Origin of the sequence: Alkalispirochaeta alkalica DSM 8900 (genome assembly GCF_000373545.1) — a bacterium.
Lineage (GTDB): Bacteria > Spirochaetota > Spirochaetia > DSM-27196 > Alkalispirochaetaceae > Alkalispirochaeta > Alkalispirochaeta alkalica.
The window spans coordinates 1-14,162 of record NZ_KB891707.1 but is presented as its reverse complement, the minus strand read 5'-3'; the positions used below and the strand labels follow the sequence as shown (position 1 = coordinate 14,162).

Annotated in this window: 10 protein-coding genes; all 10 read right to left on the bottom strand. The window is 51.0% G+C overall.

The features are described 5' to 3' along the window. Positions 1 to 2,623: 2,623 nt before the first annotated feature. The 10 genes from B071_RS0108080 to B071_RS0108035 all read right to left on the bottom strand — a co-directional run bounded on the left by B071_RS0108080 (position 2,624) and on the right by B071_RS0108035 (position 13,756). Positions 2,624 to 3,421: a glycosyltransferase gene (locus B071_RS0108080; protein WP_018526598.1), complete on the bottom strand. Its 798-nt coding sequence runs from the start codon at positions 3,419 to 3,421 to the stop codon at positions 2,624 to 2,626. Then, complete coding sequence (locus B071_RS16620) at positions 3,418 to 4,569, bottom strand: glycosyltransferase family 4 protein (RefSeq protein ID WP_040587853.1); 1,152 nt, start codon at positions 4,567 to 4,569, stop codon at positions 3,418 to 3,420. Before B071_RS16620 ends, B071_RS0108080 begins: the two co-directional genes overlap by 4 nt. Then, positions 4,544 to 5,770: an O-antigen ligase family protein gene (locus B071_RS19615; RefSeq protein ID WP_157703088.1), complete on the bottom strand. Its 1,227-nt coding sequence runs from the start codon at positions 5,768 to 5,770 to the stop codon at positions 4,544 to 4,546. The genes B071_RS16620 and B071_RS19615 overlap by 26 nt, the downstream gene beginning before the upstream one ends. Beyond that, positions 5,748 to 6,836 carry a glycosyltransferase gene (locus tag B071_RS0108065; RefSeq protein WP_026245088.1) on the bottom strand — a complete coding sequence of 363 codons (1,089 nt, stop codon included), beginning with the start codon at positions 6,834 to 6,836 and terminating at the stop codon, positions 5,748 to 5,750. Before B071_RS0108065 ends, B071_RS19615 begins: the two co-directional genes overlap by 23 nt. Then, positions 6,823 to 7,854 (bottom strand): ATP-grasp domain-containing protein, encoded by a 1,032-nt coding sequence (locus B071_RS0108060; protein WP_018526594.1) that lies wholly within the window; start codon positions 7,852 to 7,854, stop codon positions 6,823 to 6,825. The genes B071_RS0108065 and B071_RS0108060 overlap by 14 nt, the downstream gene beginning before the upstream one ends. Before the next feature lie 102 nt (positions 7,855 to 7,956). Then, positions 7,957 to 9,129: a glycosyltransferase family protein gene (locus B071_RS0108055; RefSeq protein ID WP_018526593.1), complete on the bottom strand. Its 1,173-nt coding sequence runs from the start codon at positions 9,127 to 9,129 to the stop codon at positions 7,957 to 7,959. A 436-nt stretch (positions 9,130 to 9,565) separates the two neighbouring features. Further along, a complete protein-coding gene (locus B071_RS0108050) occupies positions 9,566 to 10,153 on the bottom strand; it encodes a hypothetical protein (protein ID WP_018526592.1) in 588 nt (195 codons plus the stop codon). A gap of 32 nt (positions 10,154 to 10,185) precedes the next feature. Further along, complete coding sequence (murB, locus tag B071_RS16615; RefSeq protein ID WP_018526591.1) at positions 10,186 to 11,151, bottom strand: UDP-N-acetylmuramate dehydrogenase; 966 nt, start codon at positions 11,149 to 11,151, stop codon at positions 10,186 to 10,188. After that, positions 11,148 to 12,464 (bottom strand): UDP-N-acetylglucosamine 1-carboxyvinyltransferase, encoded by a 1,317-nt coding sequence (locus B071_RS0108040; RefSeq protein ID WP_051075278.1) that lies wholly within the window; start codon positions 12,462 to 12,464, stop codon positions 11,148 to 11,150. The genes murB and B071_RS0108040 overlap by 4 nt, the downstream gene beginning before the upstream one ends. Further along, positions 12,464 to 13,756 carry a flippase gene (locus B071_RS0108035; protein ID WP_083914669.1) on the bottom strand — a complete coding sequence of 431 codons (1,293 nt, stop codon included), beginning with the start codon at positions 13,754 to 13,756 and terminating at the stop codon, positions 12,464 to 12,466. The genes B071_RS0108040 and B071_RS0108035 overlap by 1 nt, the downstream gene beginning before the upstream one ends. Positions 13,757 to 14,162 lie beyond the last annotated feature (406 nt).

Sequence of the window (14,162 nt, the reverse complement as noted above, 5' to 3'; positions counted from 1 at the left end):
CGAAAGGGCAGGACGATCCTGTCGCCCGTCTTGAGCTCCATATCCGACGCGGGCGCGCGCTGGTAGAGGAGCTCCTCCAGATTCACGGAGATCACCTCCCCNCCCTGGGCCATGGTGCGCATAACGTAGGCCTGGGAGAGATCNNNCCCNGGCAAAAACCGNTCTGCCGTNGCACGAACGGCCTGGGAGAGGAGCGTGCCCGGCCGGAAGCGGTAGGGGTGGCGGGCGTAGCCGGGGGGCGTCCCCGAGGANGCCTCTTCGGTTCCCTGGATGGCCCCTTCGAAGAAGACCACGGGCAGGAAGGCATCCTTGGCAAAGAGGGTTACCTGATCGCCCTCTTCCAGCAGAAAGGGCTGGTCCCGGCNGGCCAGGTCCTTGAGATCGGCCTGGAGGGTCCGCGAGGGCTGGCCCGGCAGGGGGTCGGTGCGGATGATCNGNATCTGCTCGAGATCGGCCGCCGGGGTGGGACCGTCGCCGTAGTGGTGCAGAAGTTCCTNCAGNTGCTCTCCNTCCAGNAGCTCGTAGCGGCCGCTGCGGCGGACCTCCCCCTGGAGGGTGACAAGACGCTCGGCCNGGTGTACCACCACGTGGTCGCCGGGGCGGATGAGGGGGTCCTGGTCCTGCTCGCCGAAGCGGCGGGCCCGGAAGAGGTCGTAGCGGGTGGTGNTGCCGTCGGAGGAGNNCACNTCTACCGTGCGCAGACTGGCCCGATNGGTGGTGCGGCCCGAGATCACCTGGCTCAGGCGGGAGAGGCCCCAGGCCTCGAAGCGGTAGGCCGAGGAGACCTCGCCCGTTACGGGCACCTGGAAGAGCCCCGTGGCGTGGATCTGCACGGCGGGCTGGCTCCCGGGGTAGGCGGCGTTGATGCGACGGCGGATCTCGGCGCGGAGTTCGCTGTAGAGCATGTTCCGNGCNGAGAAGCTGCCCACCACGCCCAGCTCCACGGTGAGGTCGCTCTGGACGACCACGTCCAGGGAGACGGCCTGGCTGCCGGGCATGAAGCGCACCCGGTAGATATCACCGGGGGTGACGGGATAGGCGGGGTCGGTGGTGGCCAGGGTGACGCGACGCAACTGCGAGGCGTCCTGGNTGTCTGCACCGGGAGCGACCCCGGTGCCCGATATCTCTTGAGCTGCGAGCAGCCCCTGGCAGAGCAGCAGAAGCGCTACCAGGAGGAGGCGAGCCGGGGCGTGCGATTTTTGTTGGGTTCGTTCTGACATTCTGTACATCCTGCTGAAGGTGAATAGGGGCTCTGCCGCCGGGGACGGCGCCGCATGGGGTGCCTAGGGGCGGTTGGGGGAGGCCCGAAACTTGGCCGTCACCTCGGGGTCCCGGCGGAGGTTGTTGATGAACTCCAAAAGAAAGGCCAGAAAGACGGCAAAAAAGCCCGCGGCGAAGGTGGCCACGATCACCATGATGGCGCGACTGGGGCCCGCCTTGAGCTGGGGNGGCTCGGAGAGCTCCAGGATCTGCATGCGCAGGGCCTCGCCGTCGGCGGAGAGGCGCGCCACCTCGTACTGCTGGGTGAGGACCTCGAAAATGCGGCTCTGGACCCGCAGTTCCCGCTCCAGGCGGCCGAAGCGCACCGAGAGCTCGGGGATGTCCTGGGGGTCTATGCCGTCGAGCACGCCCTGGCCGGAGGCGGGGGTACCACCACCGAAGTAGCGGCGCTCCATCTCGGAGATGGCCTGGCGGAGCTGGTCGCGCTCGGCCCGCAGACGGCCTGCCACGGGGTCGTCCACGCGGGCGAACTCGCCGTAGGTCTGGAGCTCGATCTCCTTGTTGATCAGGCGGGCCCGCATCTCTGCCAGGATGCGCACCTGCTCGGTGGCGTAGGCGTCGGGGCTGATGGTGCCGTGGCGGCGCTGGAAGGCCTTGATCTCCTCCTCGAAGAAGGCGATCTCCTGCTCCACCTCGGAGAGTTTGCGCTCCAGGAGCTCCACCTCGCGGACGGAGCGGTTACTGCCGATGGTGGCAAAGCGACGGTCCAACAGCTCTACCAGGCGGTTTACTACCTCGCTGGCGAAGGCGGGGTCGATATCCTCGTAGGAGACCGAGAGGATCCCCGTGGCCAAGTCGTAGTCGACGCTCATTTTGTCCCGAACGAGTCTGCGGGCGTTGTCCCGGGCTGCATCCTCGATCCCGTGACGCTGGATGATCTGGAACTCCCGGACGATGTGGTCCACGATGGTGTTGCCCGTGAGGAGCCGCTTGGCGAGTTCGCCCTGTCCCCCGCCACGCGCACCGGCGAGACCGGCCAGGTTGCCCATGCCGGACTGGGCCAGAGCGGCCAGGGCGGCGTTCTGGCTGCTCCCGCCGTCACCCATAAGAACCAGGGCCTGGGGCCGGAAGACGTTGGGCATGGGGCTTGTCTCCGGGGGGAGGACGATGGAGATAACGGCGTAGATGACCGTACCCAGACCGACCAGGAAGGGCAGGCCCAGAATAAGCAGTTTCCAGCGCCAGATTACGGCGGCCAGGTCTACCAGGCTTATTTCGTCGTCCTCCGGGGGGAGGTGGGTTGGGGTGTTATCTGACATGGGGCTCCTCTACGTTATACTAGGGAGAGTACTATACATGAGATGATCTGAAATAATCGATACCCGGGTGGTTCTCTGTGGCACTATCGCCGTGCCAGCTTATACAGAAGGCGTTTCACGGGTGCGGGTGGCAAACGGACTGCAGCTCGTATGATGAGGTTTATTGCATAATCCCGCCAGCCCAAAAACCCGATCTGTCTTTGGTAGTGAAGCAGGGCGACTTCCCCTTTCAGAAAAGCGGGGCCGCGCCGCGCGATGAAGGCCTGGTCAGTTCGCATTCGTAGAAGGACATCGGGCATGTTTGCCATCTTGTACCCACGTCGGAGCATAAGCGCCCATAACGCATAATCTTCAGGAAAGATAAGGGGATAGCCACCGACAGCCTCTACTGCACGTTTTCGGAAAATTGCCACAGGGTGGCTTAGGGGACTTCTGCGTTTTGCAAAACGCAAAAGTTCTTCGTGATCCAAAGGAAGGCGCCGTACCGAAATCGTCCTTCCTGTTGCATCAAACTCTTCAATCAAGGCACTTGAGGCTGATACCTCAGGATGCTGGGCCATGAATGTTATTTGCTTCTGAAATCGGTGTGGCAGGGCAATATCATCGCTATCCATTCGGGCAACAAGGTCGTAAGAGCAATGCTTTATACCCTCATTCAAGGCACTAGCAAGCCCTTGGTTAGTAGCTAAAGGAATGGATTTGATATTTAACACGTCACGGTATTCATCAATGACAGCTTTGAGGTCACTACCAAGGGATCCATCTTCCACCAGAACAAATTCATCTGCTTTCAATGTCTGGTCTGCAAGACTTTGCAGAGCTTCACGCAGATATCCCGGACATTCTTTAGCATATACGGACATGAGAACAGAAAAATTCATTTGAAAAATCCTATTTCATGAACATTCCGTTCTGAGAGATGGTTTTTATATAACCGCTGATAGTTATCAGACATTTTCTTTGCACTCAATCGTTCTGTGATAAGTTTAATCGTCGCCGCAGACATCAAGTTGCGAGCCCCCTTGTTTATGCGTGCCAGGGCGACCGCAAAAGCTTCACGATCACCTAGCGTAAAAAGCGCTCCAATATCGGGCGACATCTCCCAAATTTCTCTGTGTGGCCCGATATCGGATAGCAACACAGGCAGACCGCAGGCCATTGCCTCAAGCACGGAATAGGGGAGACCTTCCGCCTTTGATGCAGATAAGAAATAGTCACACGCGCGTAGATGATCAGCCACGTTATCTACAGGCCCCAAGATATGGATGTTCCTGCAACCGAAGGCCATACTTTTACAATTTTTTTCTAACGGTCCAGATCCAATGAATACCAAATGATCCTCCTTATCTGGGAAGAACATTTTTTTCCATCTTTCAATCAGAAACTGTGGATCTTTGCGATCATTCAAATGGCCGGAAGATATCCACAACCGTCCCTCTAGAGGAAGACCTAGTCGTTCGCGGAATGCTTTCTTCTTGTCTTGCGCGATAGGGAAAAATATCTCGGTATCGACTCCGTTCTGGATTGTTGTGGCATTTCTAAGCCCGAAAGCGTGCTGCAGATTTTCACAAACCGCTTTTGACACGCCCACGCACATATCTAGCCTGCGCATAGACCTGACATGCCACCAGAGCATCAGCGCAGTGATCGGCTTGCCATAGGTCATAGGGTAGTCCTGCTGAGGGATGTTATGGATAGTGCACAATCTCGGCATATCCAGCGGCAGATCGGCAGAAAGCACATCACTACGAATGCCTTGCGTGTGAATAACATCAGGCTGTATCTGTCCAATTAGGTTTTCTAACCTGTTCTTGGCCAGAAAATAACCCTCTAAACGACACAAGTCTATGGCATACAACTGAACCCCGACCGCTTCATAATCTTTCCATCTACTATCAGCTGGCTCTGACGAAAGCGTGATGAGATACGGCTCAAAGCGGGTTCTATCAAGGTATCTAATTATGTTATAGAGCTGATTGGTTGGGCCGGAACGCTGAAGCGTGCTAACTATGTACAGAATTTTTTTCATTATCCCCATATCCGTTATAGTATAAGAAAAGAAACATGATGATGCAATAAAGCAATATCGAAACAAAATGATCATATTGAACCATAGCAACCCCTTTTAGCAAATAAAGAATAACAAATGTTTTTACTTCGATCCAGTTTGGATGATCATTTTTCGTTTTAAAAAAGACATAGATCAAGGGACCATAGAATAGCAATAATCCGATAACACCTGCATTTAGAGCCATTTCGACATAATTATTGTGACTATAGAGACCTTCTTCTGCACCTCGAATTTGAGCTAATGGCGGAATAAGAATAAATCGGGCATTATCGACTCCTACACCTGTAATTGGATTATTGACTATCAGATTAAACCCTTCGACCATCAGCCATGCACGCAAAAATGCACTTTCACTTTGACGTAAATCATCGGGATTGGTAAAAACCATGGCGAAACGAGTTATACGTTCTTGAATATTAGGCATGTAAGCATAGGAAGCAGTAAAAAAGAAAATACCAACACACGACACAAGAATTTTTCGACTTATATTTCTCTTGAGAAAAGACGGAAAAAAAATGACAAAGAAGAAAAACAAAAAACCTTTTGTGGACAAACTAGCCGATATCAGAACAAAAGAAGAAAATACCAAAAAAACCTTCAAAAACCTGTTTGTGCGGGAAAAATGCAAAAGCATACCAATCAAAACAACAGTCTGAACAGCAAAGCCATTTCTATTTCCAAAAATACCAGAAAAATCTCCTTTTTCATAGGAAATCACCCCTAGTCTCCAAAAAAGGAAAAATACAATGTTTATGAATATCCAGAAAAAAATTGTTGCAAACACTGTCTTCTTCAAGAGCCTTTCTTTTGAGAAAAGAGTGATTACTACAAAATTTGCAATTAGAGTCAATAAAAAAGTTTGTAAAAGCATCGCGAGATGGTGTTTCGGGTTTTGTGCTAGTGGAGTTAGTATAAAAGCATAACCAGTCCATGCCAACGGCAAGACAATCATAGAAAACAGCCTTTTGCTGATGCGCCCTCTCAGCAAAAAAAACAAGAGCATCAGAACAACTACTACCCCTCCCGCACCCCATTCCAGAAAACGAATCTTCCATTCCGATCTACTAAAAATGACTAGCAAAAAGAAAGCTGGTGCGGCAAAAAAACCAATATATTTTGGAAACCATTTACGCCTTCTAGCGCATGAGAACATTTTCATACTTCTCTAGAATTTTTCCCAAGCGAAACTTTTCTGATGATCCAGCAACCTGACTGAGAGGCCAATCCATATCCATTACTTTACAGATGGCTACAACCAGCGCATTCTCATCCTTGTACGGTACCAAAAAACCATTCACACCATCCATCACTATCTCACTCGGTCCACTCGGGCAGTTGAAGGCTACTACCGGTGTCCCCATCGCGATCGACTCAACCAGCACATTCGGAAATCCTTCATAAAGTGAAGTCAACAACGTGGCTTTGGCGCGCAGATAATACGGAATCATCTCAGTTTGGAATCCTTCAAAATCAACCCGGTCAGCCACGCCTAGTGCACGGGCCTGTCTTTTTAATTCACTTTCGAGCGAACCTCTGCCGACAAGTTTAAGGCGTAAATGCGGGTAGTCCGTTGCTACAGCTGCAAAGGCATTGATCGCTTGGTGAAAGGCTTTTACTTTTTCCAGACGACCAACACACAACAAATAATCATCTTTTACCATTTTTTGGGGTAAAAAGTATTGTTCAATTTTTTCGCTGATGGGATTATGGATGATCTCAACTATATTTCTTGGAATTAAGTAAGAATCGACAAGATCATTCGCCATACCTATTGACTGCGCAATAATTTGATCCACTCGCCGATAAAACATTTTTGTAATCCCTTGGACAACACGCTTATGCCAGAAAGATGTTTCTAAAAGCTTTTTCTGGCTCAAAGTACTAATATTCCTGGCAATGATCTTAAAACGGAAACCAGAAAATTTCCGCAAAAAAACCAGCAAAACAGCCAACTGATGATTAAAGACGAGAACTTTATCGGGCTTCCGTCTTTGCAAAAATTTCCACAACCCCACCACTGCCGTGCGCGCGTGCCGCTTATTCAGCAGCATCAGTTCCACATCTGCGTTAAGGTCTTTTCGTCGCACAGCGCTGTTCAGATGCAACACCACCAGAGTCACCTGCCAACCCCGGTTACTTAGATTATTGGCAAGATTAACACAGACACCTTCAGCTCCACCGTCACCTAAGGAGCTAATCAGGAATGTGATACTATTTTTGCGCATCACATGCCTTTTCCTTGATTTCATTAAGGAAGTCTTTAATCACAAAATCTTCTACTCGACATTCTCCGGAAATCCATTCCAACTTCTCATCCCAGAAACCAGGAAATGTCGTGGTGACGAAAGCATAGCTCATCTCTATAATAGAAGCATTATTGTCACACATAATCATGTCAAAAGCTAAGGATTGTCCACCAAGTTTAGTGGTCAAATAAAAAGCTGTTTTCACACATTCAATGGGAATTCTGGCAGGATCGTATTCTTTGACACCACTCCCCGATGCACGAAAGTCGCCCTCTCTTACTCCTCGCTTTAACGCGAATGCTCGTTTTCCGACAACGACAACCCGTATGTCGAAGGAGCTTCCAGGAATGAACTCCTGAAAATATACGTAATTTTTTTCTCTCGGTAGCTGTTTCTCTGATTCCGTCGGAATAACAAGTCGAGCCAAGCCCTTCGAGAGATTCAAGAATGACCGGAAGTTGCGATCACGACGAAACTGCCATAGTCGTTCCCTCAAGAAATATCTGCGTCTTTTTTGCTTGTAACCTTTTCCGAAAGCTCGCCGAATAATCCGACTAGCTTCGGACTGGGAGTTCACCAACTTGACGTTTTCGGACCCAGCGCCACCACGTAACTTGTTAACAACTGGATATCGGACCGAGCGGGACCATTCGAGCGCGGTATTTTTCTCGTAGAACACGAATGTTTTCACAAGGGGTGTTGCGAGACTCTCCAACAGATACTTCTGGCCGACCTTGTCATCAAAATGCCAACAGGTTCTAGAGTCTGGAAAGACCTTTATTCCTGCCTGTTCAAGTGAGTAGGTCAACTGGCGGGCAAACAGAACGGCTTTGTGATCGTGGTGCGCCCAGTGCCACATGAGACCTTTACATTCTCGCAGTTGGTCGATGATGTCATTGTCATAGCAGTTGACCAACTTATAAGGTACCGTGTGTTCCTCACAGTATTGTATCCACCGGTCACTGAAACTGCCGGGACGGGGATGAATTGCTATCATTAGTGATGTTCCTCAGCATGTGAAATGTGAATTACTACAATCGCAGGTATTTTTTGCAGCGAACCTCAATAAATAAACTTGCTCTTGTGAACGTTAGGGATATCAGATAGGAGTCTCTCTGGTGCGGTAATGTTCTAAACGATTATTGAACCTCCGGCGAGACAAGACGAGATGAAGGGCGATGTCTAATGGCTGCAAACCACACTTTCTCGCTTTTTGATATAGACTGTGGTACTTGTGCGCAACGCTCGAAATCAGAAAGTGTCTCTTCGAGAACGCCATTAAGAACGCTCTCTGGCTTGTCCGTATCTTTTCAGATTCAATGAGCTCAGCAATGGCTTTAATGGCGGAATCAGGATCAGTTTCTATTGGTGTGCGTGGAGAGAAATTGTATTCGAAGCACGTCTGAATGCACTCTTCAGTCAATAACACAGGTATCACCGAATTAGCCACTGGTGCAAGAACGATCTTACCTAGGACCGCTGCTTCCATGGCGCCACGTCCCGTGCCAATCACATAGTCGGCAATATCGATCAAACGAGACGCATTCGTTGTGTACTCGTCATCCGTGATAAACATCACGTCGTCTGAAGCCGTTCTGCACGCTTCTTCGAATACATCAACGTCCTGAATCGCGCCAATAACCACGAGTTGTGCTCGGTGACCCCGGTCATTCAGTTCCTGAACAAGACCGACTGACCCCATAATGCTGTGCTTATGCGAACTAGAGAAACGTGCTATGCGAAGAAAAATTGTGGCACCAGGATCGAGGCGGCTCCGAAGCCTTTCTATGGCTTCGGAGTCTTGTGTGATCGAAGCGACTCTATTCGGTATGTGATGCAAGGAGGTGTGCTTGTGTCGCTGTGAGCTCGAAAAGAACCGTACATCCTCAACACTATAAAGAACCAAGTCCTTGACCTTGGGATAGAAGCGCTTTGGTGAAGGGCCTCCACACTTGGTATGTATTACCGGTAGCGCGGTAGCTAGCGAGCTGAGACGCGCGAAGAAGTACGCTCCACTGTCGAAAGAGTGAAGTACCTGGGCGTTCTCATTCTTTATTTGCGCCAATACCTTCCGTACTGACCGCCAGCAGAATTTGCTCAGAAAAATGGAGGTATAGCAATCAAGATCATTGAGTACGGGAGACACTGACGTTCCGATGCTCAGCACCGAAACCTCAACGTGCTGTGACATTTCCTGAGCCGTTGCCCTGAGGCTATAGAAGTGTCCGCCACGGCCGTGGCCAAAACAGCTTATGAGATAGAGGACTTTCATGATTCGATATGCTTCCTTGAGGAATGATGTATCCGCTTTGCCCGTCTCAAACGCAACGCGATTCGTATAAGCAAACGACCGGAGATGACCGTCAACACACAGATTCCGCAAAAGATTATCAAGAAGAGACGCGGAACGGGATCAAAATCCCATAAACGCAGTTCGAAATTGTGCACAGCAGCAAAAACTGTGGGCGCAAGTGAGTAACAGACCAAGAGTAATCCTACGGATAGTGGGATAGCTCCTTGCCATAAAAGGTTTCTCAACTGCCAGCGCAAACGGTTAGCCTCTTCAACTTCGCTGCTTGTTGGAAGCCGCCTCGTTAAAGCAGGTTCGGCGCGGCGAGATAGCAAATCTATGAATACTGAGAAGAACACCAAAAGAATGCTTATCGCGACCAGTATTTCGGATACAGGACGGACCGATGAGAGTACCATCAACCTTCCCTGACTTCAAAATGCATCGCTAAATGTCGGTATGTATCAACCGGGCACTGGTATTCTGCGGCTCTCCCACGTACAGCCATCAAGCGATGCAACGTGGGGCTATACTGTACAAGGTGGGTATTGATTTCATCCTTAATTGTCTCTGATTGAATCACCATGTAGTATTTGCCGTCTTCAGATCGTGCCTGCTCTAATACTCGGCGGATTGAGCAACGAAGCTTCTCGGCCAGGTCAACTCGGTTGCGAGAAATCGTGTTACGCAAGAGAGTTTTCGCCTCGGTAAGGCTCAACTGAAAGATGGTTGAAACTTGCTTTTCTGACGGCAGGACGTCGTCAAAATAGCCCTGAATCAGAAAGTACAACCGTTCCTGCATAACCTCAGCAGCTTTGGTGGGCAGCCCACGTTGCACAAACATTTTCTTGTATTCAATAAGCGCGCATGATCCAAGTTTCGCCAGAATGGCCTCCCGCACAGCGTTGTCAGCGATCTGATCCGATGGAATGCCGAGCCCTTCAAGCACTCGTCGTACGTCATCTTCAGGGAAATACTCGTCGGGCACTTCTATTTGAACTCTCATGGTTTCCTTTGCAGCTGGGCTATTGTTCGGAATTACTCGCCAAGAACGCGAAACTCACGTCCCAAGTGCACGCCAGTGTGCTCCAGTACTTTCTGCTCGATAAGGTTTGCCAAGCTCAGAACATCCGCTGCGGTCGCGTTTCCGGTGTTTACTATGAAGTTAGCGTGGCGCTCGGAAATCATCGCCCCGCCCCGCTTTGTTCCTTTTAGCCCAAGGTCTTCTATGACCTTTGCTGGTGCGCCAAAGGCTTCGTACAGTTTCGGGTCACTCACAAATACGGACCCACAACTTGGCTCTTTGCGGGGGAATTTTCTTCTACGGTCACTGAGGATACAGTGCATCTTGGACACGATGTCGCTCCGTGATCCAGGGTTCAGACGAATTATGGCTTCCGTGATTATCTCGCCACTTTGCTGAAATCGAGATGCACGGTATCCGAAAGAGCATTCATCACTACTATACGCCACCTGCGGGCAAACCTCGGCCTCACCGCGCCCGGCTGGGTCAACAACTGTCACGGAATCTATCGCAGATCCAATGCCCTGCCGCAGGCTCCCGCCATTCATGAACACCAATCCGCCAAAGGTGCCTGGTATTCCAATGGTGTGCTCAAGACCGGTGTACCCGGCACGCCCCAGGGTATGGGCGACGTACGGTACCCAGGTACCCGCTCCGACGCGGAAGACTCGAGAGTTAGCTACGGTGCTTTGCCAGTTGACCGGCTCAATATAAGACATTCGGCGCCCCACACGAATTACAATACCGCGAAAGCCTTCGTCTTTGACAAGTATGTTGGTGCCGTCACCAATCACTACATACGGCACACCGTTTGACTGTGCCAAACGTAATGTGTGCTGAAGCTGTAGAGTGTTCGCGGGCTCCACGAGGAGATCACATGGCCCGCCAATCTTCCAATAGGTGTATGGAGCAAGCGGTTCATGCGCGCGAAAGAAAATACGTTCCGATTCCAGCTGCTCAATTATGTCTCTGGGAATCATTTGCCCCACCGTACGTCGGCACCAAGCGCGGTGGCCTTCTCAACAAACGAGTCGTATCCTCGAGAAATCTGCCATGCATCCTCTATAATAGTTTCACCGTCGGCAACCATACCGGCCAGTGCTAAAGCGACCCCGGCACGAAGGTCCAGCGCACGGACTTCAGCCCCATGAAGTTTCTTCCCGCCATCAATAATCAAAAGGTTACCATCAGTTCGATGCATCATCCCCATTTTGGCGAGCTCCTTGGCATAGCCGTATCGACCGGGAAATCGGAGATCGATGTATCTGGACTCGCCGTTTGCCCGCGCCCCAAAGACCGCAAGAAGTGGCTGCATGTCCGAGTTGATTCCCGGATATGGGCCGGTGCTGATCTCCAAGGGATAGCAGTTTGAACCGCGAACGACAAGACTGGTATCGCCACGAAACAACCTGACACCGCTCTCACGCAGGTGTATGAGTGGTACCTCAAGGTGATCATACGGAAAGTCATGAATCTCAACCTCACCGCCGGTTATTGCCGCACCGACCAACCACGTCAAAGCCTCGACATTGTCCGGGATTACGGTGTGCTCGACACTTCCGAGAGCTTCCACACCCTCAACGACTATTCGTTCCTGCCCGAAGACGGTGATCTTGGCCCCCATGCCCCGCAACAGCTTCACAAGATCCTGTATCTCCGGCCTGATGTGGGGATTCCAAACAGTAGTGGTACCACGGGCAAGGCACCCCGCAATGATGGAGTTCTCTGTTGCCCCTGTTGACCTGATAGGTAGATGAATGTCCGTTCCGGTAAGACCGTTCGGAGCCTCTGCACATAGCCAATCGCCTTCCGCCCAGACTTTTGCACCCAAACGCTCCAAGAGCATCACGTGAAGATCGTAACCCCGACCACCCTCTTTCTCACCAATCTGGCAGCCCCCCGGCAACGGGACACTGCCCTCTCCGAACCGTGCGACCAAGGCCCCCAGCATGAGCAAGGTGTTGCGAATTGACCGCTCATGCCACTCTAGCGCTGTACCGAGTCCCGATGGTTCCGCTATTTCTAGTACCTCATCGGTATCGCTGTAAATGCAGGTCTTTCCCAGGGTCTGGAGCATCTCGAGGTGTAACTGACAGTCTGATTGCCCCCGGGGAAAGTTAGATAACCTCACAGGTTCAGACGTGAGAATGCTTGCGGCCAACAGGCGCAGTGCAGAGTTTTTTGCACCGCTCGTGCGGACGTCACCGCAAAGAACTGATGGATTTACTTTTAGTAAACGGGGACAGCAGGAACCAAAATTAGTCAAAGCGAGTCTCCTTCTTCGCCCATCCATCACCTGCCATATTCAGAAAAACGAGGAAAATCAGACAGACGGAACCTTAGGACATCTTTAAACTTTAATCCTGTTTCGTCCAGATAAACGAACAAATAGGATACCCCGATGATGGCATAACTGAAACTCGACGCCACCGCTGCTCCGGAGCCCCCGAATCGGGGAATAAATAGCATATTAAGGATCAAATTAACTACCAAAGCCGGGATAGAGGCAATCATTGCTTTCCATGGCTTACCGCGCCCTGCCATATCCATATGGATCACCTTGTACAGAACAGCAAAAACAATCCCGGGCAAGAGAAATTTCATCATTCCGCTGCTTGCCCGAAACGCCTCTCCATAGATTAGCGGGATGAACCAATCTGCCGTGAACCAGAGAAGCGCAGCTATAATAGAACACAAGACCAGCACAACACGAAATAACTGAAGGACCTTTAGGGAAAAGACCTGCGAACCCTTTGCTGCTGCACTCCGGGCAAAAACCACAACCCCCACAGCAGACGGCACCTGCCACACTAGCTCTGCGAACCGAACCCCCAGCGAATAATAACCGACTTCAGCGGTATCAGTCAGGTGTTCAAGAAAGATAATATCAATTCTGTAATTCAAATTTATCACGAACAACGACACCGCATACAGAATGCCCATTCGGAAAAGCCGGATTGCCACAGGAGTGGAAAAGCGAAAACTAGCTCCAACAGATCGCCCTGCTATGACCAAAGCGTATATTGCGACAATCAATGCGCCGCTAAAAGTGGCAGCAATCGCTCCTACTACTCCCGTTCCAAGATACCAAACCAGCATTAGTGTCCCTATCAAACTAATAAATGGTGGTATCCACAAAATTCTGGAGAAAGATGAAAACTGCTGCGCACCAACCATTATCCCCCCGGCATACGATTTCACAAGGCGAAGCGGAACCAGGGAAATCGCAAAAAAAATCGCCAAGGTTGGATACACCCCAATACGAGGAAGCAAAAGAAAAAATGTGACAGAAGATCCAATGAGGGAAGTCATAACAAAGAGCCATACAATGGCCCCAATTACTGTATTTCGATCGAAATCGTCACGCCCAATGTGGTAAATCACGGACTGCCTAATCCCCAGCTCGAAGAGGGAGATCAATAACCCCGGATATACCAAGATTGCCGCTACGACCCCTTTTCCTTCTGGCCCAAGAAGACGCGCGAGCAATACACCATTAACAAAAGAAATTAGTAAAACAGCAATTTTGCTCGTGAAAATGGATAGAGCATCTTTAAAAAAAGAACGTCGAACTGTTTTCTTCATTGAAAAAGTATTATCCCAACGACAGGACCGGAAGTGAGGTAAATTTTGATTTTATATGCATGCATCACTACACTCCATAAAATTTGTAGCACTGGGCCACAAAGACAACAATGGACGGGCAAATCTTCGGACCGACGGTACATGAAGGGGCTCCACCTTGCCTTGTGGAAGATCCTTACGGCCGACAGTCGCTATCCACAAGAGCACAGGCTGACTTCTTCAGGTCGGAAACTTCTCTTCCCACATCAGGGACAGGAGGGCTGCCGGGACGCCCCAGAGCCCCGATATCCGGCCCTGACCTTCAGACGTTTCTACAACCGCTCATCCACCACGGAGCGGTCCAGAATACCTTTCAGGTCGTAGACCACGCCGGCCTCGCCCCCCGCCAGGGCACGCACGTCCAGCG

What these genes read in the sequence shown, in the direction of transcription:
- B071_RS0108050 (WP_018526592.1), bottom strand. Translation starts at nt 10,153, where the DNA reads ATGAGAGTTCAAATAGAAGTGCCCGACGAGTATTTCCCTGAAGATGAC.
- murB (WP_018526591.1), bottom strand. Translation starts at nt 11,151, where the DNA reads ATGATTCCCAGAGACATAATTGAGCAGCTGGAATCGGAACGTATTTTC.
- B071_RS0108040 (WP_051075278.1), bottom strand. Translation starts at nt 12,464, where the DNA reads ATGGATGGGCGAAGAAGGAGACTCGCTTTGACTAATTTTGGTTCCTGC.
- B071_RS0108080 (WP_018526598.1), bottom strand. Translation starts at nt 3,421, where the DNA reads ATGAATTTTTCTGTTCTCATGTCCGTATATGCTAAAGAATGTCCGGGA.
- B071_RS0108060 (WP_018526594.1), bottom strand. Translation starts at nt 7,854, where the DNA reads ATGATAGCAATTCATCCCCGTCCCGGCAGTTTCAGTGACCGGTGGATA.
- B071_RS0108065 (WP_026245088.1), bottom strand. Translation starts at nt 6,836, where the DNA reads ATGCGCAAAAATAGTATCACATTCCTGATTAGCTCCTTAGGTGACGGT.
- B071_RS19615 (WP_157703088.1), bottom strand. Translation starts at nt 5,770, where the DNA reads ATGAAAATGTTCTCATGCGCTAGAAGGCGTAAATGGTTTCCAAAATAT.
- B071_RS0108035 (WP_083914669.1), bottom strand. Translation starts at nt 13,756, where the DNA reads ATGAAGAAAACAGTTCGACGTTCTTTTTTTAAAGATGCTCTATCCATT.
- B071_RS16620 (WP_040587853.1), bottom strand. Translation starts at nt 4,569, where the DNA reads ATGAAAAAAATTCTGTACATAGTTAGCACGCTTCAGCGTTCCGGCCCA.
- B071_RS0108055 (WP_018526593.1), bottom strand. Translation starts at nt 9,129, where the DNA reads ATGAAAGTCCTCTATCTCATAAGCTGTTTTGGCCACGGCCGTGGCGGA.